The organism is Lysobacter sp. CC-YZS074 (genome assembly GCF_056739745.1).
This window is the reverse complement of record NZ_CP200301.1, coordinates 2,223,723-2,247,111: the sequence shown is the minus strand read 5'-3', so window position 1 is coordinate 2,247,111 and position 23,389 is coordinate 2,223,723. Positions and strand designations below refer to the sequence as shown.

The following is a 23,389-nucleotide window of genomic DNA, read 5'->3' as shown; positions in this document are numbered from 1 at the left end:
GCTGCCGGTGCGCATCACCGCCGAACCCGCCTTCGTCCTGCATGCGCGCGCCTGGCGCGAGACCAGCTTGCTGGTCGAGGTGCTCAGCGCCAACCACGGACGGCTCGGCCTGGTCGCGCGCGGCGTGCAGGGGCCGAAGCGGCATCCGTTGCGGGCCGCGCTGCAGCCGCTGCAGTCGATCCGTCTGGATGCCGTCCAGACCGGCGAACTGGCCCAGCTGCGCGGGGCGGAAGCCACCGACGCCGCGCCGCGGCTGGTCGGCGACGCGATGCTGGCCGGCTTCTATCTCAACGAGCTCACCCTGCGCCTGACCCCGCGGAGCGACCCGCAGCCGGAGTTGTTCGGTGCCTACGCCCTGACCCGCGAAAGGCTGCGCACCGCCGAACCGCTGGGCTGGACGCTGCGCCGGTTCGAGCGCGACCTGCTCGACGCGTTGGGTTTCGGGTTCGACTGGAGCCATGACGGTGAGGGCGCGCCGATCGATCCCGCGGCGCGCTACCGGATCGATCCCGAGCAGGGGCCGTGGCGCCTGCTCAGCGACCGCGGCCAGGCCGACCGCAGCGGCGCCGCCACCGGCCGCGGATTGCTCGATCTCGCCGCCGATCGCCAGCCGGCACCCGAGGATCTCCCCGGCCTGCGCCGTGTCATGCGTGGAGTGCTGGCGCACCACCTCGGCCCGCGCGGGTTGAAATCGTGGGAGATGCTGGCCGGATTGCCGTCCGCCGGGCCGTCCAGGGGCTAGGGCGGCTCGGACTCGAAGATTCGGGCTCTTGCAGGAGCGGCTTCAGCCGCGATCCGGATGCGGTGCTTGCGGACGGTTGCAAGATCGCGGCTGAAGCCGGTCCTGCAAATGCGCGATCAATCGGTGCCGGGTTGTCCCCGTGTCCAGCTCGCGCCGGTTTCCGCCGCCGCCGTTTCGAAATCCGCGAGCAGGTCGGCATCCGCCGGTCGCTCGTGCAGTGCAGCGACCACGCCGGCCAGCCGCGCCGCACCGACGAAGCCGCAACTGGCGCGCAGCTTGTGCAGTTCGGCGCGCACGGCGTCCGCATCGCCCGCCCGGGCGGCGTGGGCGACCCGCTCGCGCGCGTGCGGCAGTTCCGCGATGAACAGCTGTCGCAGGGTGGCGACGTGCTCGCGGTTGCCGTTGAGCGCGTTGGCCGCGGCCTCGTCGTCCCAGACCGGGTCCGCCGCACCCGAAGTGGAAGCCAGGCCGAGCCGGTCGCGTACCGCGGCCTGTACCGTCGCGGCCGGCAGCGGCTTGACCAGCACCCCGTCGAAACCGGCCGCACGCAGCGCTTCAAGCGCGTGGCGATCTTCCGATGCGGTATGCGCGAGTGCCGGAACGTCGCGGCGCCCGTGCCGCAGCGCGCCCAGCAGCTCCTCGCCGCTGCCGTCGGGCAGGTTCGCGTCGAACAACCACAGGTCATGGTGTCGACGGTCGGCCACTGCGAGCGCATCGGCAACCGTCGCCGCGGTGTCCACCTCGGCCGGGACCGCCTGCACCGCCGCCGCCAGGAACGCGAGGCTGGCCGGATCGTCCTCCACCAGCAACACGCGCGGCAGCCCGCTCGTACCGTCGGCGGCGGTCATGCCGGCGAGTGCTTCGATGGCGTCATCAAGACAGGTTTCATCGGCGCTCCCCCGCGCTGGGTATGCTTTCACGATGTCGCGCCTGATCTTACGCCTGCTGTGGTGGTGCCTGCCGCTGGCCTCCCTGCTGGCCATCGATGCGCATGCGCGTACCGCGACCGCGCGCATCGACCGGGTCGACAGCGCGATCGCCACGCTGGACGGCGTGCGGGTGCAGTTGCACTGGCCAGCGCGGGCCCCGCACGGCGAGTTGCGACTGCAGGCCCGGCGGGCAATCGCACCGGCGCTGGGCTATCACTTCGAGCAGCTGGACTGGCGTTGCCGTCTTGAGCGCGACGGCGATGAATGGCGGTGCGCGGGCGAGCTGCACGGCGGTGGCGAGCGCATGCGGCTGTCGATCGCCCTGGGTCCGGCGACCACCACGGCGACGCTGCAGCGCGGTGGAAGCCGGATCCACCTGGATCGTGACGCCGCCGCGCCCGACCTCACCCGGATCGACCTGACCCGGGTGCCGCTTGCCTGGGCACAGGCGCTGCTCTCGCAGGCGTGGGACGCCGGCCGTATCACCGCAGGCACGCTGGACGGATCGTTGCGGGTCACCGCCCCCGACCACGGACCGCTGCAGGTCGCGGGGCCACTGGTGCTGGAGGCGGCGTCGTTCGACACGCCGGACGGCACGATCGCGGGCGAGAACATCGGCGCCCGCGTCACCGTCGAAGCCGAACTGGGTGAATCCGACCGCTTCTCGCTCGATGGCCAGCTGCGCGGTGGCGAACTGCTGTTCGGCACCACCTATGTGTCGCTGCAGGAGCGCTCGGTGGCGATCGGCGTGGAGGCCGCGCAAGCCGGCGGACGCTGGACGTTGCCGCGCATCGCCTGGCACGACCCCGGCATCCTCCGGGCGGAAGGTCACGCCGCGCTCGGCAGCGATGCGGGGTTGCAGGCGCTGGACCTGTATCTGCACGCCCCCGCCCTGGCGCCCCTGGCGGAGGGCTACCTCAGCGGCTGGCTGGGCGTCGCGGGTCTGGGCGACATGGCCCTCGATGGCGCCGCGGACGCCCGGCTGCGGCTGGGCACGGGTGGGCTGGAGCAGGCCGAGTTGCAGTTGCGGGACGTGGACCTGGTGGACGCGCGTGAGCGGTTCGCGTTCGACGGAATCGACGGCGACCTGCGGTTTTCCTCCGGTGCGCCGGTGTCCAGCCGCCTGGACTGGCGGGGTGGGGCGCTGTACGAACTGGCGTTCGGCCCGAGCCGCCTGTCGTTCCGCAGTGCCGACGGCGTACTGCAGCTGGCCGATGCCGTCGAGTTACCGATGCTCGGCGGTTCCGCGCGCATCGACCACCTGCAACTGCGGCCCCCTTCGGCCGGGCAGCCGCTCGACCTGCGTTTCGGGCTGAGCCTCGATGAACTGGACGTCGCAAGGCTGTCGACCGCCCTGGAATGGCCCGCGTTCACCGGCCGCCTCAGCGGCCGCATTCCCGAGGCGCGGTACTCCGACGACCGGCTCGAGCTCGACGGTGGCCTGGCGATGCAGCTGTTCGGCGGACAGGTGTCGGTCACCGCGTTGTCGATGGAGCGGCCGTTCGGCGTGTTGCCGACGCTGACGGCGGACATCGATTTCGACGACATCGACCTGATGGCGCTGACCGGCGCCTTCGACTTCGGCAGCATCAGCGGCAAGCTCGACGGCCGCATCGGCGGGCTGCGACTGGTGAACTGGCAGCCGGTCGCGTTCGATGCGCAATTGCGCACCGATCGCCACCGCGGCGTGAAGCAGCGCATCAGCCAGCGTGCGGTGCAGGATCTGAGCAGCGTCGGCAACAGCTCGTTCGTCGGCAGCCTGCAGGCGCAGCTGATCGGCTTCTTCGACGACTTCGGCTATTCGCGCATCGGCATCGGCTGCAGACTGGCCGACGAGGTCTGCACGATGGACGGACTGGGTTCAGTGGGCGACGGCTTTATTATCGTGCAGGGTTCGGGCCTGCCGCGGCTGGACGTGGTGGGATACAACCGGCGGGTCGACTGGCCGACGCTGGTGGAGCGGCTGGCGGCAGTGGGGTCGGGCGACGTCAAGCCGGTGGTCGACTGACCATCCGCAGGTGTGACCCGGCAGGCGGTCCGGTCCGGAGACATCGGCAAACAGTTCAACCAGGAGAGAGTGCATGCGTCGTTGGATGGGTATTCCGGTCGCCGCCGTGATGGTCACGGCCTGCGTCACGATCAATGTCTACTTCCCGGCCGCGGAGGCGAGGGAGGCGGCGCGGCAGTTCGTCGAGGACGTGATCGGCGACGAGGCGCAACCGGCGGCGCCGGCCGGGGACGGCGGCAGCGGCGGCCCCAGCGCGATGGTCGAACCGATGTCGCTGCGCGAGCTGGCGTCCCGGGTCGATGTCTACGCCCTGGTGGGCATCGGCAGTGCACATGCGCAGTCGCCCGACATCAGCATCAAGACGCCGGCGATCCAGGCGATCCAGTCCCGCATGGCGGCGCGTTTCGACTCGACCCTGCGCGCCGGGTTCGATGCCGGCGCGCTCGGCTTCGCCAGCGACGGCACCATCGTCGTGCGCGACGCGGCCAAGCTGCCGCTCAAGGACCGGGTGAAGATCCAGCAGGCGGTGGCTGAGGACAACCGCGACCGCAATGCCGTGTACCGCGAAGTGGCCGTCGCCAACGGCCACCCCGAGTGGGAAGGCCAGATCCGCGACGTGTTCGCCCGCCAGTGGATCGCCAGTGCCCGCAGCGGCTGGTGGTACCAGAGCGGCGGCAGCTGGAAGCAGAAGTAACCGCGGCGCCGCGGTGAGTGGGGACGCGATCGGGGGCGGCCGGAGCCGTCCCCGTCTGCGACAATACGCGCCCCCCGATTCACAGCAGCACCCGTGGCCCGCATCGACAAGACTCCCTTCGAAGCCGACATCACCGATCTGACCCATGACGGCCGCGGCGTTGCCCGCCGGCCGTCGACCGTCCCCGGCGAAGCCGGCAAGGCCGTTTTCATTGCCGGCGCGCTGCCCGGCGAACGGGTGGTGGCCGTCCAGACCGCGCGCCACCGCAGCTACGACGAGGCGCGCACGGTCGAAGTCCTGCAGGCCGCGCCGGAGCGCGTGAACCCGCGCTGCGGTCATTTCGGCACCTGCGGCGGCTGTGCCCTGCAGCACTACGACGAAGGCAAGCAGATCCTCGCCAAGCAGCGCGTGCTGCTGGAGAACCTGGAGCGCATCGGACACGTCAAGCCGGACGCCGTGCTGCCGCCGCTGGTCGACGCGGCCTGGGGTTACCGCCGCAAGGGCCGGTTCTCGGTGCGCCGGGTCGAGAAGAAGGACAAGACGCTGGTCGGCTTCCGCGAATCCGATCCGCGCTTCGTCGCCGACATCGCGGCCTGCCACACCGTGATCCCCCAGATCGGGCAGAAGGTCGAGGCGCTCGGGCGACTGGTCGACGGGCTGGAGGCACGGCGCGAGATCCCGCAGATCGAGTTCATCGCCGGCGACCCGGACGCCGACTTCAGCGGCGTCGCGCTGACCGTGCGCCACCTCGCACCACTGTCGGACGCGGACCGCGCCGCGCTGGTCGCCTTCGGTCGCGAGCACGGCTTCGCGATCTTCCTGCAGCCCGGCGGCGTCGACAGCGTGCACCCGCTGTGGCCCCAGGCGCCGCGGCTGGCGTTCACCCTGCCGGAGTGGGACATCGAGTTCCTGTTCCGCCCGCTCGACTTCATCCAGGTCAACGCCGGCCTCAACGGCCGCATGATCCGGCTGGCGCTGGACCTGCTCGACGCCCGACCCGAAGACCGCGTGCTCGACCTGTTCTGCGGGCTCGGCAACTTCACCCTGCCGCTGGCGCGCTCGGTGCGCGAGGTGGTCGGCGTCGAGGGCGAGGCCGGGCTGGTGGCGCGGGCGCGGGAGAACGCCGCGCACAACGGCATCGCCAACGCGCAGTTTTACGCGGCCGATCTTGGCAAGGACCTGAGCGGCCAGCCGTGGATGCGTGAGGGCTTCGACAAGCTGCTGCTCGACCCACCGCGCTCGGGCGCCGACTTCGTGCTGACCCAGCTGCCGCTGAAACAGTTCAAGCGGATCGTCTATGTCAGCTGCCACCCGGCTTCGCTGGCGCGCGACGCCGGCTACCTGGTCAACGAGAAGGGCTGGAAGCTCAAGGCCGCCGGGGTGATGGACATGTTCCCGCATACCGCGCACGTGGAGTCGATCGCGGTGTTCGAGCCGCGTTGACGTGCCGCGCTTTATTCCCGCGTTGGCTTGATCCGGTCCGATGTAGGAGCGACGTGAGTCGCGACCCGCCGAACCCCCCGTCACCATGTACAGGTCGCGACTCACGTCGCTCCTACAAAAGAGCCCGCCATGGCCCTGGAAATCGAACGCAAGTTCCTCGTCACCTCCGGCGCCTGGCGCGCGGCCGCGCACGAAGTCGTGCCGATGGCGCAGGGCTACCTCAACGACCTCGCGGCCATGGACACTGGCGCGATGAAGGCCTCGGTGCGCGTACGCATCGCCGGCGACGCCGCGTTCCTCAACCTGAAGTCGCGCGAGCTCGGCCACACCCGGCAGGAGTTCGACTACCCGATCCCGGTCGACGATGCCCGCGCGCTGCTGGCGCTGAGCGTCGGCGGGCTGGTCGACAAGCGGCGCCATTACGTCCGCCACGAAGGCCACCTGTGGGAGGTTGACGAGTTCCTCGGCGACAACGCCGGGCTGGTGGTGGCGGAGATCGAGCTGGGCCGCGCCGACGAGGCGTTCGCGAAGCCGGCGTGGCTGGGCGCCGAGGTGACCGACGAGCCGCGGTACTACAACCTGGCCCTGGCGACGCGGCCGTATGCGCAGTGGAGCGCGGACGAGCGGTAGCCCGGGCCGGACTCCTTGTAGGAGCGACGTGAGTCGCGACCTGTACAACGCCTCAAGGGTTCGGCGGGTCGCGACTTACGTCGCTCCTACGGAAACCGGCCCCGGCGCCTCCACACGCCACCACCTCACCATCTGCGCGACAATGCCGCCTGTTTCCGCGCGTCCACCGGAGTCCACCCATGCTCGTGATCGGCGTCGCCGGTACCGAACTCACCGCGCAGGAGCGCGACTGGCTGCAGCACGACGGCTGCGCCGGCGTGATCCTGTTCACCCGCAACTTCGCGTCGAAGGCGCAGGTCGCCGAGCTGTCGCAGGAGATCCGCGAGGCCGCGCCGCGTCCGCAACTGGTCTGCGTCGACCAGGAGGGCGGCAGGGTCCAGCGCTTCCGCGAGGGCTACAGCGCGCTGCCGCCGCTGGAGGTGTTCGGCGCGCAGTACCGAAGCGACCCGGCCGCCGCGCTGCAGATGGCCGAGCAGCACGCCTGGCTGATGGCCAGCGAGGTCCGTGCCAGCGGCGTCGACCTGAGTTTCGCGCCGGTGGTGGACCTCGGCCGTGGCAACCGCGCGATCGGCAACCGGGCGTTTTCGGAGGACCCGGAGGTGGTCGCCGAGTTCACCCGCGCCTACGTCCGCGGCATGCACGCGGCGGGCATGGCGGCGACGCTCAAGCACTTCCCGGGCCACGGCTCGGTGCTGGAAGACACCCATTTCGACGACGCCGTCGACCCGCGCCCGCTTGACGAGATCCGCGCGCTCGACCTCGTGCCTTTCGTCGCGGGCGTCGATGCCAAGGCCGACGCGGTGATGATGGCGCACGTGATCTACCCGGCCGTCGCGCCGGAACCGGCCGGTTACTCCAAAGTCTGGATCGAGGACATCCTGCGTGGCCGGATGGGGTTCCGCGGCGTCGTCTTCAGCGACGACATCGGCATGGCCGCGGCGTTCTCGGCCGGCGGCATCAAGCAGCGCGTCGACCTGCACCTGGACGCCGGCTGCGACGTGGTGCTGGTGTGCCATCCGGAACTGGTCGAGGAGTCGCTCAAGGCGGTCGAGGGGCGCGAGCTCAACACCGCCGCGCTGCTCGGCCTGATCGGCCGTGGCCCGATGGGCTGGGACGGGTTGCTCGCCGACGCGCGCTACGGCGACACCCGCGGCCGGCTGGAGGGCATGGCCTGATGAGCGACCTGCAGGCCGCCCTGGCCAATGCCGAAGTCATCCACGACCGCGCCACGCTCGAAGCGGCGATCACCCGCATGGCCGGACGCATCGGCGACGACTACGCCGGCACCGTGCCGCTCTACCTGACGGTGATGCACGGTGGCATGCCATTCGCCGCGCAACTGGCATTCGCGCTGGGCGAGCGCGGGCTGGACCTCGAGTTCGACTACCTGCATGCGACCCGTTACCGCGGCGCGACCTCCGGCGGCGAGCTGGTGTGGAAGCACCGCCCGGCGACGCCGCTGCAGGGCCGCCGCGTGCTGCTGGTCGACGACATCCTGGACGAGGGCCACACCATGGCCGGTATCGTCGCCTGGTGCTGCGAGCAGGGCGCCGCCGACGTGCGCATCGCCGCGCTGGCGGTGAAGGTGCATGACCGCTGCGTGGAAGGTGTCTGCGCCGACTACGTCGGCGTCGAAGTGCCGGACCGCTACGTGTTCGGCTACGGCATGGACTACCACGAGCAGGGTCGCAACCTGCCGGCGATCTACGCGTTGAAGTGACCGCGGACCGCCGTTGGCGGAGCGCGGATTTTGTAGGAGCGGCTTCAGCCGCGAGCGGACAACCATTCGCGCGCGCCGGCTCCGGATCGCGGCTGAAGCCGCTCTTGCAACGGCACAGGGCATTTCGGCACAAACCACTCCGGCGAAAGCAGGGCGACCGAATGAGCAGCGAAAACACCTCCATCGAACTGGCCGTCATCGGCGGCACCGGCCTCTACCAGCTGGCCGAGTTGCAGGACGCCGAGGCGCACCAGCCCGTCACCCGCTATGGCGCGCCGTCCGGCCCGGTCCGGGTCGGCACGCTCGACGGCCACCGCGTTGCGTTTCTCGCCCGCCACGGCGAGGGCCACTCGCTGCCGCCGCACCAGATCAACTACCGCGCCAACCTCGCCGCGCTGCAGGCGCTCGGTGCGCGCCGGGTGCTGGCGCTCAACACCGTCGGCGGCATCACCGAGCGCTTCGGCCCGCGCGTGCTGGCCTGCCCGGACCAGCTGATCGACTACACCTGGGGTCGCATCTCGACAATCTGCGATGAGCCCGGCACCGAGGTCGTGCACGTCGACTTCGGCGAGCCGTACACGCGCGCGCTGCGTCGGCAGGTGGTCGACGCGGCGGCCGGGGCCGGCGTCGCGCTGGTCGACGGCGGCTGCTACGGCGCCACCCAGGGCCCGCGGCTGGAAACCCGCGCCGAGATCGCGCGGATGCGCCGCGACGGCTGCGACCTGGTCGGCATGACCGGCATGCCCGAGGCCGGGCTCGCCCGGGAGATGGGGCTGGACTACGCCTGCCTTGCCATCGTCGCTAACTGGGCGGCCGGGGCCGGCACCGACCCCGACGAGGTCATCACCCTGCAGGACGTGCTGGACAACGTGGCCGTGGCGTCGGCCGGTCTTCCGGCCCTGTTGCGCGCGGTGCTGGCGGACAAAACTGCGGGCTGACCGTGCACCTGTGATTGTCAAGGGTGCGTTCAGTTTGCATACTCGGCCTGCGCCCGGGCTGTTCCCCCGCACCGGCGCGCCCCGCACCCAGCATGAGGTCACCAAGGATATGCAGTACGGCACTGTGAAGTGGTTCAACGACGCCAAAGGCTTCGGCTTTATTTCTCCAGAGGACGGTAGCGCGGATGTGTTCGCGCATTTTTCGGCCATCAACGCGAAGGGCTTCCGCAGCCTTCAGGAAGGCCAACGCGTCAGTTACGAGCTGACCCAGGGTCCGAAGGGCGCACAGGCGTCCAACATCACTTCGGCCGACTGAGCCGGGGCGATGTCGTCCAGGGGCCCCGCTTCGGCGGGGCTTTTTCGTGGCCGGCGTGCGCGCCGGCTGCGCTAGATTGGGCTCCCCTCCAGCAGCGGAGCCGACATGTCCACGTTGCCCGCATTCGAGACCCACCAGGTCGCCAACCAGCCGCCCCGCTTCGCCCCGTGCGACCTGTGGGCGACCGACGCCGTATTGCGCGACGCCGTGCAGCGCGAGGGCGCCGGTGCGTTCGCCGGACAGCTCGCCCGCTACGGCGCGCTTGCCGGCGACACCCTCTACGAACTGTCGTTCGATGCCCATCGCGATCGTCCGCGCCTGCGCAGCCATGACGCGACCGGCCACCGGATCGACCGGGTCGAGTTCCACCCGAACTACCACGCACTCATGCAGGCCGCGGTCGAGCAGGGCGTGGCCGGCCTCTCATGGCGTGATCGCCGGCCCGGCGCGCACGTCGCCCGTGCCGCGCTGAGCTATCTGCACCACCAGGTCGAGCCCGGCACGAGTTGCCCGCTGACGATGACCCACGCCGCGGTGCCGGTGCTCGCGCGCGAACCGGCCCTGGCCGAATGGGCCGGAAAGGCGGCCGCGCCGCACTATGACCCGCGTGACATTCCCATGGCCGACAAGGCCGGCATCACCCTCGGCATGGGCATGACCGAGAAGCAGGGTGGCAGCGACGTGCGTGCCAATACCACCACGGCCACTCCCGATGGCGACGGTGCCTATCGACTGGTCGGGCACAAGTGGTTCTTCTCCGCGCCGATGAGCGACGGGTTTCTGGTGCTCGCGCAGGCTCCCGGCGGGCTGGGCTGCTTCCTGATGCCCCGGCGTCTTCCCGGCGGGGAGAAGAACGCGTTCCGCCTGCTGCGGCTCAAGGACAAGCTCGGGGACTGGTCGAACGCGTCATCGGAAGTCGAGTTCTGCGGCGCCGTCGCGTACCCGGTCGGCGAGGAAGGTCGTGGAGTCGCCACCATCCTTGAAATGGTCATGCTGACCCGGCTCGATTGCATGCTCGGGGCGGCCGCACAGATGCGTATGGCCCTCGCCCACGCGGTGCACCATTGCCGGCACCGCGATGCATTCGGCCGCCGCCTGGCCGACCAGCCACTGATGCGCAACGTGCTGGCGGACCTGGCGATCGAGGCCGAGGCCGCACTGGTGCTGTCGATGCGCGTGGCGCGTGCGGTCGATGCGGCGCGGGGTGACCCGGCCGAAGCGACGTTTGCCCGCACCGCCACCGCCATCGGCAAGTACTGGCTGTGCCGGCGCGCACCGGCTTTCGTCAACGAGGCGCAGGAGTGCCTGGGCGGCAACGGCTACGTCGAGGAATCCCTTCTTCCGCGGCTCTACCGCCAGGCACCGCTCAATTCGATCTGGGAAGGCAGCGGCAATATCCAGTGCCTCGACGTGCTGCGCGCGCTGGCGAAGGAGCCGGAGGCCGGCATGACGTTATGGGCCGAGCTGCAACGCGCCGGAGATGGCCATCGCGCGCACTCCGCGGCGCTTGACCGCCTGCGCGGCACGCTGCTCGGGGACGGCCGGATGGTCGAACCGGCCGCCGCACGCCGCTTTGTCGAGGACCTCGCACTGGCCCTGCAGGCGGCCCTGCTGCTGCAATCGGGCAGTCCCGCCGCCGATGCGTTCTGCCGCAGCCGGCTCGGCGGCGAACACGGTTTGGCGATGGGGACGTTGCCGCCGGATCTGCCGTTCGGGCCGCTGATCGACCGGGTGTTCCCCCCGGCCTGACATCGGCGGCAGGGGGTCAGTCCAGGAACTGCAGTCGCGCCAGTTCCGCGTACAGGCCACCCTCGGCCAGCAGCTGTTCGTGGGTGCCTTCGGCGACGATCCGGCCGCGGTCCATCACCACGATCCGGTCGGCCTTGAGCACGGTCGCCAGGCGGTGCGCGATGACGAGGGTGGTGCGCCCCTGCATCAGTGTTTCCAGTGCCTGCTGCACGGCGCGCTCGCTCTGTGCGTCCAGCGCGCTGGTGGCCTCGTCCAGCAGCAGGATCGGCGCGTCCTTGAGCAGCGCGCGGGCGATGGCGATGCGTTGCTGCTGTCCGCCGGACAGGCGTGCGCCGCGCTCGCCGAGTTCGGTGTCGAGCCCCTGCGGCAGGGCGCCGACGAAATCGGTGGCATGCGCGGCGCGCACGGCGGTGTCGACTTCGGCATCGCTGGCTTCGAGCCGGCCATAGCGGATGTTGTCGCGGGCACTGGCCGCGAAGATGGTCGCCTGCTGCGGCACCAGCGCGACGGCTTCGCGCAGGCTCGCCAGGTCCAGGGTCCGCACGTCATGGCCGTCGACGCGCAACGCGCCGGTTTCCGGGTCGTGGAAGCGCAGCAGCAGGGAAAACACCGTGCTCTTGCCGGCGCCGGACGGCCCGACGAGCGCGACCGTTTCGCCCGGCTGCACGCGCAGGTTGAAGCCCTGCAGCGCGGGGAGGTCCGGCCGCATCGGGTAGTGGAAGGTGACGTCGTGGAAGGCGATTTCCCCGCGTACCGGCCGTGGCAGCCGCTGCGGCTGCGCCGGGCTGCTGATGGCCGGGTGTTCGCCGAGCAGTTCGCTGATCCGTCCCATGCCGCCGGCGGCGCGCTGCAGTTCGTTCCAGACCTCCGCCAGCGCGCCGACCGAACCGCCGGCGATCAGCGCGTACAGCACGAACTGGGCGAGGGTGCCGGCGCTCATGCGTCCCTCGGCGACGTCATGCGCGCCCGACCACAGCACCAGCGTGATCGCGCCGAACACCAGCACGATGGCGATGGCGGTGACCCAGGCCTGGGCTTGGATGCGGCGGCGGGCGGTGGCGATGGCGACCTTCAGCGCATCGCCGAAGCGGCCCAGTTCGTACGGCTCGCGCGCATGCGCCTGCACGGTGCGTACCGCGCCGAGGGTCTCGTTGGCGAGCGCGTTGGCATCGGCGACACGGTCCTGGCTGGCGCGCGAGATCTTCTGCAGCCGGCGTCCGCCGATCACGATCGGCAGCACGGCCAGCGGAATACCGAGCAGCGCGTAGGCGGCCAGCGCGGGCGCGGTCACGAACAGCATCGCGATGCCGCCGACGAAAGTCACGAGGCTGCGCAGCGCGACCGACATGCTGGTGGCGATCACCCCGCGCAGCAGCTCGGCGTCGGCGGTCAGCCGCGAAACCAGCTCGCCGCTGCGGTTGCGGTCGAAGAAGGCGGCATCGAGCGAGATCAGGTGCGAGTACAGCTGCCCGCGCAGGTCGGCGACCACCCGCTCGCCCAGCAGCGATACGAAGAAGAACCGGGCGGCGGTGGCCAGCGCCAGCGCCACGGCGACTGCGAACAGGATCGCGAACGCGCGGTCGATGGCGCCGCCACCGCCCTGGGCGAAGCCCTGGTCGATCATGATCCGGAACGCGTGCGGCAGGCTCAGGGTCGCGCTCGATGAGCAGCCCAGCGCGACGAGCCAGGCGACGAACAGCCCGCGATGGCGCCGGACGAACGGCCAGAGGGTGCGCAGGCTGCCGATCGGAGCCTTCTCGCGGCGGGTGTCGCCGATGGCGCCCTCGGGCGCGGCGGAAGCGTCATTCATCCGGCTATTGTCCGCCATCGGCGGCGCTGCCCGCACCCGTGGTGGCCGAGAGGCGCGGCCACTCGGTAACCGCGCCCGCTCAGTGCGCTTCGTCGACGCGGACCTGGTCACGGCTGGCATCGCGCAACTGCGCCTGCAGCGCGTCCGATCGGTCCGCCGGCAGGCGCAGGTGCAGCCGCGCCCCGGCGGCGTCGAAGGCCTCGTCGAGTTTTTCGGCGCCGTGCTGGGCCAGCGCGGTGTGCACCGCGCCGGTGTGCTCGAACGGGTAGCTCAGGTGCAGTTCGCAGTATTCCACCAGCGCCAGCCGCGGGGCCGCGCGCAGGCATTCGGCCGCGCAGCCGCCATAGGCGCGCACCAGCCCACCCGCACCGAGCTTGATGCCGCCATACCAGCGGGTGACCACCGCGACGACGCGGTCGAACCCCTGGCCGTCGATCGCGGCCAGGATCGGGCGACCCGCGGTGCCGGCCGGCTCGCCGTCGTCGCTGGAGCGGTACAGCCCGCCGATGCGCCACGCCCAGCAGTTGTGGGTGGCGTCGGCAGTGCCGACCGCGGCAATGAAGGCCGTCGCCGCCTCCGGCGAGTCGGCGGGGCCGGCGATGGCGAGGAAGCGGCTGTGCTTGACCTCGATTTCGTGGCGGACCTCGTGCGGCAGCGTGTCGGCGTTCATGACCCGGCCGGCGTCGCGGCGTCCGCGAGCTCGCGCAGGTCGTCCGGCAGCAACACGTCGGGGTGGGCGGCGCGCAGCTGCTCAAGGCTCGCACGGGCGGCGACGGGGTCACCGGCATCGCGGCGTTGGCGGATCCGCTCGATCCAGACCGCCGGGGCGAGCCCGGCATCGCTGGTGACGGGCAGATCGATGACGGTCAGCGCGGTGACAGCCGGCGCGGTGACGGTTGGCGGTGCGGCCTGCATGGACGACGCCGGGGACCTGCGCGCCTGCACCGCGGCGACTGGACTGCCGGGTTGCGCCGCGGTTTCGCGTTCCCGGGACGCTCGCAGCGAGGCGGCCTGTGCCGCGCTGCGCTCACTGGCGAAGGAAGACGCATCGCGGTCGGACACAGGCGCAGGCGGGGCGGGCGGGGCAGGAGGGGGCGGGGGAACGGCCGCTGCTGCCCGAAATGCCGTGGCCGGCTTCGCCACCTTCGCTTCCGGTGCGGCCGCGGCCGTGGCTGCCGACCGGGTGACCGATCGGGGTGCGGCGGATGGGGGCGACCGCTTCGTCATTGATTGCGGGGCGGCGTCATCCGGGGGGGAGCCGGCAGGCGCGACCCCGGGCGAAGCCGCGGTGCGGGCCGGGCTCGCCGGCGGCGCCGGTTCGGCAGGCGCCGCCGGCGCGGTGCCCCCGCTGCTGCGCTTGGCGGAGGCGACCGCCAGTTCCTCCGAGGCAGGTAGCGCGGCCGCCACCGGCGCCTCGCCCAGCGCCTCGAGGGCTTCCACCATCGGCCGCAGCTGCCATGCGATGCCGACCGCCAGCGCCAGTGTGGCCGCCAGACCTGCCACCGCCGGCCAGCGCCGGCCGGGCGACGGGCGGCGGCGGGTGGCGGCGGCCGCGTCCCGGCCCGCGCGGAGGATCCGGGCATCGATGTCGCCAGACGGAATGCGCGCCGGTGCGATCTTCGCCAGCCGATCGGCCAGGGCGCGCTCTTCCGCGGTCAACGGGTCGGCGCGGCGGTTCATGGCGCCAGCTCCGCGCGCAGCTTGTCCATGGCGTAGCGCAGGCGCGATTTCACCGTTTCGCGGCCGGCACCGGTCACCTCGCCGATCTCTTCCAGGCTCAGCTCCTGTTCCAGCCGCAACAGCACGACGTGGCGCTGCTCGTCGGGCAGGTGGTCGATCGCGCGCTGCAGGCGCCGGCGTTGTTCGAACTCGGACAATTCGTGCTCCGGCGTGGACGGGTCGGGCTGGCGGGCGGCGCGCTCGTCACCGTCCTCCGGCGGCGGCGGCCGGTGGCGGGCGGCGCGCCAATGGTCGTTCAGCCGGTTGTGGGCGATCCGGAACAGCCACGTCCGGAACGCCGCGTCCGGCCTCCAACCGGCCAAGGCACCGATCACCCGTTGCCAGACATCCTGGAACAGCTCGTCGGCCGTGGCCGGGTCGCGCAGCTGGCGCAGCAGGAACCGGTACAGCGGCGCGCGATGCCGGGCGTACAGCAGCTCGAATGCGGTCGCGTCGCCCCCGGCCCACGCCAGCACCAGCATCTCGTCACTCGGGTCGGCCGCCGCATTCATCGGCAGCAGGGTACGGGGTAGCGTTGCCGGCGCAAAGCCGGTGGGGCATGGTGGCGCCAGGGGAAACAGGGCGGGGTCGGCAACCAGGTCCATGGTTGGGCCAACGCCCGGGGACGGACGACGGGGTTGCAGACGACGCTCGGGGCCCGTTGCCGGCACCGGCACGCGCCGCGAGTGGCGCGTATTCTGCGTGAGTGACAGGGGCGGTACGTACGCAGTGACCATAGACGGACGCATGATCGGCGGGAAAGGCGAGGCGGGCGAAGCGGCTCCCGTGGCCGGGGCATTGGCGGCCGCGCTGCCGGAAGGCGGCCACGTCGCGGTGCGCTGGCGCATCGACGGGCAGGACGGTGGCGCCGCCAGTCCCGGCGCCGCGCCCGGGCTCGCCGCGCGTGCCGACCGCCTCCTGCAGGACGGCGCCGCACCGGCATCGCCCCTGCAGGCCGATCTCGCCTGGCAGAACGGCGCGGACGGGCGGTTCGCGATCGCCGCCGACCTGGGCGGGCCGCTGCCGCCCGCCACGCGTGAGACATGGATGACCCTCGCGCGGCAGGTTGTCGAGTCCCACGTCGCCACCGGGCAGGCGCACGCCCGGGTCGAGTCGCTGGAAAAGTCCGAGCGCCTGCAGCAGGCGCTGTACGAGATCGCCGACCTGGCCGGTTCCGACCTGGAGATGGTCGACATGCTCGGCCGCATCCACGAGGTGGTGGGCGGCCTGATGTACGCGGAGAACTTCTACATCGTGCTGTTCGACGACGTCCGCGACACGTTCCGCTTCCTCTATTTCGCCGACCGGATCGACACCTTCGAGGCCGATCCGGAACACGAACTGCTCGGTTCGGAGATGCCCAACAGCCTGACCCGCGCGCTGCTGCACCACGGCGAGCCGGTGCGGGGTTCCTCCAACGAGGTGCGTCGCCAGCTGGGTATCGGTCGCGACGATTCGCACGGCCCGGACAGCCAGGACTGGCTCGGCGTACCGATGCGGCGCGACGAACGGGTCTGCGGGGCGATCGTGGTGCAGAGCTACGACGAGCCCCACAGCTACGGCGACGAGGAGCGCGCGCTGCTGGCGTTCGTCGCCCAGCACATCCTCACCGCGCTCGACCGCCACCAGGCCCGCGAGGAGCTCGAGCGCCGGGTCGAGGAGCGCACCCACGCGCTGCGGCTGAGCAACCGCGACCTGCAGGCCGAGATCGTCGAGCGCCAGCGCGCCGAGCGGCTGCAGCGCGCGCTGTTCCGCATCGCCGAACTGTCGATCACCTCCGAGACCCTGGAGCGCTTCTACGCGCAGGTCCACGACGTGGTCGGCGAGTTGCTGTACGCGCGCAATTTCTACATCGCCCTGCTGTCGGACGACGGCGAGCGGCTGGAATTCCCGTACTCCATCGACGAGCGCGACATGGCGCGCGTCACCCGGCGGCTCGGCGCGGGCATGACCGAATACGTGATCCACACCGGGTGCCCGCTGCTGGCCGACCGCGTACGGATCGCCCAGCTGGAGGCCGAGGGCCAGCTGCGCAGCCACGGTTCGCTGTCGCAGTGCTGGCTGGGCGTGCCGCTGTACCGCGACGACGCCGTGGTCGGGGTGATCGCGGTGCAGAGCTATTCGGCGGCGATCACCTTCACCGCGCGCGACCAGGACCTGCTGACCTTCGTGGCCCACCACATCAGCATCGGCCTGGCCCGCAAGCAGGGCCAGGACCGGCTGGTCGCCGCCCATGCCGAGCTCGAACAGCGCGTGCAGGCAAGAACCCGCGAACTGGCGATGGCCAACGCGGAGCTGCTCGAGCAGATCGGCGAGCGCGTGCGGGCCGAGCAGAAGCTGACCCACCAGGCCCGCCACGACGCCCTGACCGGGCTTCCCAACCGGCACCAGTTGCTGGACCGGCTCGGCGCGGCGATCACCCGCGCCCGCACCGATGCGCGCCACAGCTCCATGGGCGAGTCGCCGCGTACGTTCGCGGTGCTGTTCCTCGACCTGGACCGCTTCAAGCTGGTCAACGACAGCGTCGGCCATTCCGCCGGCGACGACCTGCTGGTCGAGGCCGGCCGGCGCATCGTCGCCACGGTCCGGCCCGAGGACACGGTCGCGCGGCTCGGCGGGGACGAGTTCGCGATCCTGGTCGACGGCATCGACAGCCTGCACGTGGCCGAGCAGCTCGCCGAACGCCTGCTGCGCGCGCTGGGCCAGCCGTGCTGGATCGCCGGGCGCGAGGTATTCCCGTCGGCCAGCCTCGGCATCGCGTTGTGGCACCCGCGCTACCAGACCGGTGCCGACCTGCTGCGCGACGCCGACGCGGCGATGTACCGCGCCAAGGCGGGCGGCCGCGACCGCTGGGCGGTGTTCGACGAGGAAATGCGCGAGCAGGCGATGCGCATCCTGGACCTGGAAGCCGACCTGCGCCGGGCCATCAACGGCGACAACTTCGTGGCGTTCTACCAGCCGATCGCGCGGCTGGACGATGGCGTGGTGATCGGCCACGAGGCCCTGCTGCGCTGGCGCCACCCGACCCGCGGCCTGCTCGCGCCGGGCGAGTTCATCGGCCTGGGCGAGGACAACGGGCTGATCGAGGAGGTCGACTGGCTGATGTACGCGCAGGTCATCGCGCAACTGGCCCGCGGCGGCGAAGGCTATGTGTCGATCAACGTCTCGCCGCGGCACTTCCGCACCGTGGACTTCGCCGACCGGTTGCTGCGGATGATCGACTCCGCGTCGGCCGACCCGCGCCGGCTGCGGATCGAGATCACCGAGGTGGCGCTGCTGGACGACGTGCCCCGCGCGCTGCGCACCCTCCGGACGTTGCGCAGCCACGGCGTGCTGGCGCAGCTGGACGATTTCGGCACCGGCTATTCGGCGCTCTCGTACCTGCACCGCTTCCCGATCGAGTGCCTCAAGATCGACCGCAGCTTCGTCGCCGGCCTGACCGGCGAGACCGAGAACGAAAGCGTCGCCGTGGTGCGCGCGATCCAGGCGCTCGCCGGCACCCTGGGCATCTACACGATCGGCGAAGGCATCGAGACCGAGCAGCAGCGCCGGGTGTTGCGCGAGCTGGGTTGCGACTACGGCCAGGGTTTCCTGCTGGGGCGCCCGGCCGAGCCGATGCAGGCCTCGGCCCGGTACGGCGGCGCGATCGGCTGACCGGCGCCGTCAACCCGACGGCGGGAGCGCGGATGCGTCCGCCGCCGCGCTGGCCATCTCCGGTTCCGCCAGGCCGCGGGCCAGTTCGACCAGCTCGATGAACTCGCCGCGCAATGCGTCGCCGTCATGGATGCCGCGCGCGGCGTCGAGCACGCCGTTCCAATCCCAGCCGTCGGTGCGCGTGCCGCCCCGCAGTGCGTCGGCAAACCCCGCCACCGCGGCGGCGAAGCGCAGGGCGTCACCCGGCTGCGCCTGCAGTGATGCGGCGAGGACCGGCGTTTCGACCAGGCGGCTGTGATCATTGCCTGGCACCTTGTAGCGCAGGCGCAGGTGGGCGACTTCGCGGGTGTCGCCGTCAATCCCGCGCTCGCCGCCATAGCGCAGCGCCGGCAGCCGCGCGGCCTCCGAGCCGACCGGCGTGATCTCGTACAGCGCGGTGACCTCGTGCCCGGCGCCGATCTCGCCGGCATCGACCCTGTCGTTGGCGAAGTCCTCGTTGCGCAGGGCACGGTTCTCGTAGCCGATCAGCCGGTACTCGGCGACCACCGCCGGGTTGAACTCGACCTGCACCTTCACGTCGCCGGCAATCGTCACCAGGATCGAGCCCATCGCCTCCACCAGCACCCGCCGCGCCTCGATCGCGCTGTCGATGTAGGCGTGGTTGCCGTTGCCCAGGTCGGCCAGGCGCTCGGCCAGCGCATCGTTGTAGTTGCCGCTGCCGAAGCCCAGCGTGGTCAGCGCGATACCGCTGTCGCGCTGGTCGGAAACAAGGGTTTCCAGCGCGCCCTGGTCCACCGTGCCGACGTTGAAATCGCCGTCGGTGGCGAGCAGCACCCGGTTGGTGCCACCCTTGATGTAGCCCTGCCGGGCCATGTCGTACGCCAGCCGGATGCCTTCGCCGCCATTGGTGCTGCCGCCGGCCTCCAGCCGCGACAGGGCGGCGAGGATCTCGCCCTGGCGGTCACCCGCCGTCGGCGGCAGCACCAGTCCGGCCGAGCCGGCGTAGACCACGATCGACACGGTGTCCTGCGGCCGCAACTGGCGCACCAGCATGCCCATCGCGCGCTTGAGCAGCGGCAGCTTGTCGGGCGAGTGCATGGAGCCGGAGGTGTCGACCAGCAGCACCAGGTTGGCCGGCGGCAGCTGGTCGCGCGGAATGTCGTAGCCCTTGATGCCGACCATCAGCAGTTGGCGCTTCGCGTTCCACGGCGCCGGGGCCAGCTCGGTGCTCACCCGGAACGGGACGTCGCGGCTGACCGGTGCGGGGTGGCCGTAATCGAAGTAGTTGATGAACTCCTCGGCGCGCACCGCATCGGCCGGCGGGCGCACGCCGTCGAGCAGCATCCGCCGGACGTTGCTGTAGCTGCCGGTGTCGACGTCGATCGAGAAGGTCGAGACCGGGTGTTCGGACGCGCGATGGACCGGGTTGTCGTCGAAGTCGGCGTAGCGCTCGGTGTTGACGGCGGCCGGCGGCGCGAATGCCGGCATGGCGGGAGGGACCAGCATCCGCATCGCCGCGGTGGCCGGAGCCGGTGGTGCAGGCGGCGCGGGCGGCGCGGGCAGTGCGCGCACGGCGCGGGCCGTGTGCGCCTGCTCCAACCGCTGCCTTGCCGCCTCGGCCTGGGCGACCGGGCCGCTTTCCTCCGCGACCGGTGACTCGTGGGTGGTGCTGCAGGCGGCGGCGAGCACCGCCGTGAGTATGGCCACCGACAGCGCGGAGGTGGCGGGCTTTCGCGTCGGGGCGATGGCGCGCGGACCCTGCGTCGGCGCAGTGCGACCGAGCGTGATCACCCGCGCGGTGAGGCGGGCGGTGAGGCGGACAGTGGTGAGGGTGGGTCGGTGCATGGCGGTCTCCGTGGTCCGTGCATTACCTCGAAACGTGCATCGGGAGCGAACGGGGTTGTTTCCTGACATCCGGTTTGCCCGCCGCCAAGCGGCGGCTACGCCTCGCGGATCACCAGCAGCCGCGGTTCGGTCATGTCGGCGATCGCGCAGCGCACGCCTTCGCGGCCGAGGCCGGACCCCTTCACCCCGCCGTAGGGCATGTTGTCGACCCGGAAGCTGGGGATGTCGCCGACCACCACGCCGCCGACCTCCAGCCGGTCCCAGGCGCGCATCGCGTGATCGAGGCGGCCGGTGAACACCCCCGCCTGCAGGCCGTAGTCGCTGTCGTTGACCCGTGCGAGGGCGTCGTCGAAATCCTCGAAGCGCTCCATCAGCGCGACCGGCCCGAACGCCTCGCGCCGGTAGAGGTCGCAGTCGCGCGGCACGTCTTCCAGCAGCCACGCGGGCAGCATGTTGCCCTCGCGCGGACCGCCGGCGAGCTTCTTCGCGCCGCCTTTCCGGGCCGCCTTGATCCAGTCTTCGACCCGGCGCGCGGCGTCCTCGTCGATCATCGGGCCGATGAAGGTCGCCTCGTCACGCGGGTCGCCCATCGGCAGCTTCGCCACCGCCGCCCTGAGCTTGCGGCGCAGCGCGTCGTAGATGTCGGCATGGACGATGATGCGCTGCACGCCGATGCAGCTCTGGCCGGACTGGTAGTAGGCGCCGGAGACCAGCCGTTCGACCACGACATCCAGCTCGCGCCCGGGGTCGGCATCGACGATGCAGGCCGCGTTGCCGCCCAGTTCCAGCACCACCTTCTTGCGGCCGGCACGCGCCTTCAGCTCCCAGCCGACCGGGCCGCCGGTGAAGCTCAGCAGTGCGATCCGGTCGTCCTCGACCAGCGCCGAGGCGTCCTCGCTGGAGCACGGCAGGATCGAGAACGCGCCCTCCGGCAGCCCGGTTTCGGCCAGCACCTCGCCGATGATCAGCGCGCCGATGGGGGTCTTCTCGGAGGGCTTGAGCACGAACGGGCAGCCCGCCGCGATCGCCGGCGCCACCTTGTGCGCGACCAGGTTGAGCGGGAAGTTGAACGGGGTGATGAAGCTGCACGCGCCGACCGGCACGCGGCGGGTCATCCCGCGGTAGCCGCGGGTGCGTTCGGAGATCTGCAACTCGATGACCTCGCCGCCGATCCGGGTCGCCTCGCCGGCGGCGATGCGGAACGTGTCGACCAGCCGGGTCACCTCGCCGCGGGCGTCGCCGATCGGCTTGCCGGCTTCGATGCACAGGGCGAGGGCGAGCTCTTCATGGCGCTGCTCGAATCGCGCGACGCAGTGTTCGAGCACCTCGCGGCGGGCGTCGGGGGGGAACTCCGCCATCGCCCGGCGCGCGTCGACCGCGGCGGCGATGGCCTTGTCGACGACCGCGGCATCGGCGAGCGCCACCCGCGTCGCGCGCTTGCCGCTGTACTTGTCGCGCACTTCGAGATCGGTGTTGGCCGCGACCGCGCGGTTGGCGAGGTAATAGGGATAGCTGGATTTCAGCCTGGGCATGACGGGCTCCCGGAATGGCAGGGGGAGATCGTCGCACTGGCCGCGTTGCCGCGACGTTGCCGCGAGGTGGTGCGCGGCGTTCGCTGCTACTGGCGTGGCGGAGATGCGGGTGCGGGTGCTCTTGTAGGAGCGGCTTCCGCCGCGATGGGGTGTTCGTTCGGCTGCGCCGGTTCCGCGATCGCGGCTGAAGCCGCTCCTACAAGACCCAGCGGCATGGGTTGGAAGCTTTCGGCGCTGGAGGGCACCGGCGTTCCACCGTCACCGGCTACTCGACCCGTACCCGCATCTCCCCGTCCGCCAAGCGTGTTTCCAGCGCGTCGCCCGGGGCGGCGTCCAGGACGCTGCGGACCACGCGGCCGTCCTCGTGGCGGAGAATCGCGTAGCCGCGGGCGACCGTCGCCAGCGGGCTGACCGCTTCGAGCGATCGGGCGAGGCCGCGCAGCCGCAGCGCCTCGTTGCCGAGCCGGCGCGCGATCGCGGCCTGAGGGCGCGGCGACACCGCCGCCAGCCGCTCGCGCAGGCGGCCGATGCGCCGCTGCGGGTGCGCGGCGCGCAGCACCGCGTCGGCATGGCGGACGCGCGCGCGCTCGCGGCCCAGACGCTTCTGCCACGCGGCCGCGAGCCGACGCAGCCCCTCGGCCTGTCGGCGGCACAGCAGTTCGAGCCGGGCCTGTGGTCGCAGCGCGTTGAGCCGCAACGCGGCGCGATCGGCACGCTGCATCGCCTGCCGCAGGCGGTGGGCCTGCAATTGCCGCAGTCGGCCGTCGAGCGCACGCAGGCGGCGGGCGAGGTCCTCGCACGATGGCACCAGCAGTTCCGCGGCGACCGACGGCGTCGGCGCACGCAGGTCGGCGGCGAAGTCGGCGAGGCTGAAGTCGGTCTCGTGGCCGACCGCCGACACCACCGGCACCGGGCAGCCGGCAATCGCGCGGGCGAGGGCTTCGTCGTTGAACGCCCACAGGTCCTCCAGCGAGCCGCCGCCGCGGGCCAGCACCAGCACGTCGTAGCGGCCCGAGTCGGCCGCGCGCTGCAGCATCCGGCGGATCTGCGCGGCCGCGGTCGCGCCCTGCACCTGCACCGGCAGCACGTCGGCCTCGACCAGCGGAAAGCGCCGCGCTAGCACGCTCAACACGTCGCGCACGGCGGCGCCGGTGGGCGAGGTGACCACGCCGATGCGCGAGGCGAACGCCGGCAGCGGCCGCTTGCGGTCGGCGTCGAACAGGCCTTCGGCCGACAGCTTCGCCTTGAGCTCCTCGAATGCCCGCCGCAACGCGCCTTCGCCGGCCTCCTCCATGTGGTCGAGCACCATCTGGTATTCGCCGCGGGCCTCGTACAGGGTCAGGCGGCCGCGCGCGAGCACGCGCATGCCCTCGCGTGGCTGGAACTTCAGCCAACTGCTTTTCGGCTTGAACATGGCGGCCCGGACCTGGGCGCGCGCGTCCTTCAGGGTGAAGTACAGGTGCCCCGAGGCCGGCCGCGCGACGTTGCCCAGTTCCGCCTCGATCCACACCAGCGGGAAGGCGCCCTCCAGCAGGTCGCGCGCCAGCGTGTTGAGCTGGCCCGGGGTGAGCACGTGGTTGCGGTCGTCGAGGGGCATGGCGGGGTGGGCGGCGCGGCCGGATACGGTAGCGCAGCGGTCCGGGCCGGTCACGCCGCGGCG

19 protein-coding genes are annotated in these 23,389 nt (G+C 71.6%); 11 read left to right on the top strand and 8 right to left on the bottom strand.

Features of this window, described 5'->3' with window-relative positions:
* Positions 1-7: 7 nt before the first annotated feature.
* Positions 8-742, top strand: a complete 735-nt coding sequence (gene recO / locus U8331_RS10135; RefSeq protein ID WP_481130918.1) for a DNA repair protein RecO — start codon at positions 8-10, stop codon at positions 740-742.
* 116 nt (positions 743-858) lie between these two features.
* Here recO and U8331_RS10130 read toward each other — a convergent pair whose 3' ends face one another.
* A complete protein-coding gene (locus U8331_RS10130) occupies positions 859-1,590 on the bottom strand; it encodes a response regulator (protein ID WP_481130917.1) in 732 nt (243 codons plus the stop codon).
* Between the two features lie 73 nt (positions 1,591-1,663).
* On the opposite strand from U8331_RS10130, the gene U8331_RS10125 reads away from it, so the two are divergent.
* From U8331_RS10125 to U8331_RS10085, 9 genes are all read left to right on the top strand, one after another.
* Positions 1,664-3,679, top strand: a complete 2,016-nt coding sequence (locus U8331_RS10125; RefSeq protein WP_481130916.1) for a translocation/assembly module TamB domain-containing protein — start codon at positions 1,664-1,666, stop codon at positions 3,677-3,679.
* 73 nt (positions 3,680-3,752) lie between these two features.
* Positions 3,753-4,373, top strand: coding sequence for a DUF1318 domain-containing protein (locus U8331_RS10120; protein ID WP_481130915.1), 621 nt, complete (start codon positions 3,753-3,755; stop codon positions 4,371-4,373).
* Between the two features lie 93 nt (positions 4,374-4,466).
* Positions 4,467-5,816 carry a 23S rRNA (uracil(1939)-C(5))-methyltransferase RlmD gene (gene rlmD, locus U8331_RS10115; protein ID WP_481130914.1) on the top strand — a complete coding sequence of 450 codons (1,350 nt, stop codon included), beginning with the start codon at positions 4,467-4,469 and terminating at the stop codon, positions 5,814-5,816.
* Positions 5,817-5,945: 129 nt separating this feature from the next.
* A complete protein-coding gene (locus U8331_RS10110) occupies positions 5,946-6,446 on the top strand; it encodes a CYTH domain-containing protein (RefSeq protein ID WP_481130913.1) in 501 nt (166 codons plus the stop codon).
* A gap of 179 nt (positions 6,447-6,625) precedes the next feature.
* Positions 6,626-7,621, top strand: coding sequence for a beta-N-acetylhexosaminidase (nagZ, locus tag U8331_RS10105; RefSeq protein ID WP_481130912.1), 996 nt, complete (start codon positions 6,626-6,628; stop codon positions 7,619-7,621).
* Positions 7,621-8,166, top strand: coding sequence for a hypoxanthine-guanine phosphoribosyltransferase (locus U8331_RS10100; RefSeq protein WP_481130911.1), 546 nt, complete (start codon positions 7,621-7,623; stop codon positions 8,164-8,166). Before nagZ ends, U8331_RS10100 begins: the two co-directional genes overlap by 1 nt.
* Before the next feature lie 161 nt (positions 8,167-8,327).
* Positions 8,328-9,104, top strand: coding sequence for an S-methyl-5'-thioinosine phosphorylase (locus tag U8331_RS10095; protein ID WP_481130910.1), 777 nt, complete (start codon positions 8,328-8,330; stop codon positions 9,102-9,104).
* 109 nt (positions 9,105-9,213) lie between these two features.
* Positions 9,214-9,420: a cold-shock protein gene (locus U8331_RS10090; protein ID WP_481132952.1), complete on the top strand. Its 207-nt coding sequence runs from the start codon at positions 9,214-9,216 to the stop codon at positions 9,418-9,420.
* Between the two features lie 105 nt (positions 9,421-9,525).
* Positions 9,526-11,169: an acyl-CoA dehydrogenase family protein gene (locus U8331_RS10085; protein ID WP_481130909.1), complete on the top strand. Its 1,644-nt coding sequence runs from the start codon at positions 9,526-9,528 to the stop codon at positions 11,167-11,169.
* Positions 11,170-11,185: 16 nt separating this feature from the next.
* Here the strand turns inward: U8331_RS10085 and U8331_RS10080 are convergent, their stop codons facing one another.
* The 4 genes from U8331_RS10080 to U8331_RS10065 all read right to left on the bottom strand — a co-directional run bounded on the left by U8331_RS10080 (position 11,186) and on the right by U8331_RS10065 (position 15,210).
* A complete protein-coding gene (locus U8331_RS10080; protein WP_481130908.1) occupies positions 11,186-12,979 on the bottom strand; it encodes an ABC transporter transmembrane domain-containing protein in 1,794 nt (597 codons plus the stop codon).
* 79 nt (positions 12,980-13,058) lie between these two features.
* Positions 13,059-13,649 (bottom strand): IMPACT family protein, encoded by a 591-nt coding sequence (locus U8331_RS10075; RefSeq protein WP_481130907.1) that lies wholly within the window; start codon positions 13,647-13,649, stop codon positions 13,059-13,061.
* Positions 13,646-14,659: a hypothetical protein gene (locus tag U8331_RS10070; RefSeq protein ID WP_481130906.1), complete on the bottom strand. Its 1,014-nt coding sequence runs from the start codon at positions 14,657-14,659 to the stop codon at positions 13,646-13,648. Before U8331_RS10070 ends, U8331_RS10075 begins: the two co-directional genes overlap by 4 nt.
* Complete coding sequence (locus tag U8331_RS10065) at positions 14,656-15,210, bottom strand: RNA polymerase sigma factor (RefSeq protein WP_481132951.1); 555 nt, start codon at positions 15,208-15,210, stop codon at positions 14,656-14,658. The genes U8331_RS10070 and U8331_RS10065 overlap by 4 nt, the downstream gene beginning before the upstream one ends.
* 235 nt (positions 15,211-15,445) lie before the next feature.
* On the opposite strand from U8331_RS10065, the gene U8331_RS10060 reads away from it, so the two are divergent.
* Positions 15,446-18,352: a bifunctional diguanylate cyclase/phosphodiesterase gene (locus U8331_RS10060; RefSeq protein WP_481130905.1), complete on the top strand. Its 2,907-nt coding sequence runs from the start codon at positions 15,446-15,448 to the stop codon at positions 18,350-18,352.
* 9 nt (positions 18,353-18,361) lie between these two features.
* Here U8331_RS10060 and U8331_RS10055 read toward each other — a convergent pair whose 3' ends face one another.
* The 3 genes from U8331_RS10055 to xseA form a co-directional block, all read right to left on the bottom strand.
* Positions 18,362-20,197, bottom strand: coding sequence for a vWA domain-containing protein (locus U8331_RS10055; RefSeq protein ID WP_481130904.1), 1,836 nt, complete (start codon positions 20,195-20,197; stop codon positions 18,362-18,364).
* A gap of 95 nt (positions 20,198-20,292) precedes the next feature.
* On the bottom strand, positions 20,293-21,729 hold the full coding sequence (locus tag U8331_RS10050; RefSeq protein WP_481130903.1) for an aldehyde dehydrogenase family protein: 1,437 nt from the start codon (positions 21,727-21,729) through the stop codon (positions 20,293-20,295).
* 265 nt (positions 21,730-21,994) lie between these two features.
* Positions 21,995-23,326, bottom strand: a complete 1,332-nt coding sequence (gene xseA / locus U8331_RS10045; RefSeq protein WP_481130902.1) for an exodeoxyribonuclease VII large subunit — start codon at positions 23,324-23,326, stop codon at positions 21,995-21,997.
* Between the last annotated feature and the right edge of the window lie 63 nt (positions 23,327-23,389).

Bases quoted from the DNA above. Each gene is read 5' to 3' on its own strand.
- U8331_RS10130 (WP_481130917.1), bottom strand. From the start codon at position 1,590: ATGACCGCCGCCGACGGTACGAGCGGGCTGCCGCGCGTGTTGCTGGTG.
- U8331_RS10125 (WP_481130916.1), top strand. From the start codon at position 1,664: ATGTCGCGCCTGATCTTACGCCTGCTGTGGTGGTGCCTGCCGCTGGCC.
- U8331_RS10120 (WP_481130915.1), top strand. From the start codon at position 3,753: ATGCGTCGTTGGATGGGTATTCCGGTCGCCGCCGTGATGGTCACGGCC.
- U8331_RS10110 (WP_481130913.1), top strand. From the start codon at position 5,946: ATGGCCCTGGAAATCGAACGCAAGTTCCTCGTCACCTCCGGCGCCTGG.
- nagZ (WP_481130912.1), top strand. From the start codon at position 6,626: ATGCTCGTGATCGGCGTCGCCGGTACCGAACTCACCGCGCAGGAGCGC.
- U8331_RS10100 (WP_481130911.1), top strand. From the start codon at position 7,621: ATGAGCGACCTGCAGGCCGCCCTGGCCAATGCCGAAGTCATCCACGAC.
- U8331_RS10095 (WP_481130910.1), top strand. From the start codon at position 8,328: ATGAGCAGCGAAAACACCTCCATCGAACTGGCCGTCATCGGCGGCACC.
- U8331_RS10090 (WP_481132952.1), top strand. From the start codon at position 9,214: ATGCAGTACGGCACTGTGAAGTGGTTCAACGACGCCAAAGGCTTCGGC.
- U8331_RS10085 (WP_481130909.1), top strand. From the start codon at position 9,526: ATGTCCACGTTGCCCGCATTCGAGACCCACCAGGTCGCCAACCAGCCG.
- U8331_RS10080 (WP_481130908.1), bottom strand. From the start codon at position 12,979: ATGAATGACGCTTCCGCCGCGCCCGAGGGCGCCATCGGCGACACCCGC.
- U8331_RS10075 (WP_481130907.1), bottom strand. From the start codon at position 13,649: ATGAACGCCGACACGCTGCCGCACGAGGTCCGCCACGAAATCGAGGTC.
- U8331_RS10070 (WP_481130906.1), bottom strand. From the start codon at position 14,659: ATGAACCGCCGCGCCGACCCGTTGACCGCGGAAGAGCGCGCCCTGGCC.
- U8331_RS10065 (WP_481132951.1), bottom strand. From the start codon at position 15,210: ATGAATGCGGCGGCCGACCCGAGTGACGAGATGCTGGTGCTGGCGTGG.
- U8331_RS10060 (WP_481130905.1), top strand. From the start codon at position 15,446: ATGATCGGCGGGAAAGGCGAGGCGGGCGAAGCGGCTCCCGTGGCCGGG.
- U8331_RS10055 (WP_481130904.1), bottom strand. From the start codon at position 20,197: ATGCACCGACCCACCCTCACCACTGTCCGCCTCACCGCCCGCCTCACC.
- U8331_RS10050 (WP_481130903.1), bottom strand. From the start codon at position 21,729: ATGCCCAGGCTGAAATCCAGCTATCCCTATTACCTCGCCAACCGCGCG.
- xseA (WP_481130902.1), bottom strand. From the start codon at position 23,326: ATGCCCCTCGACGACCGCAACCACGTGCTCACCCCGGGCCAGCTCAAC.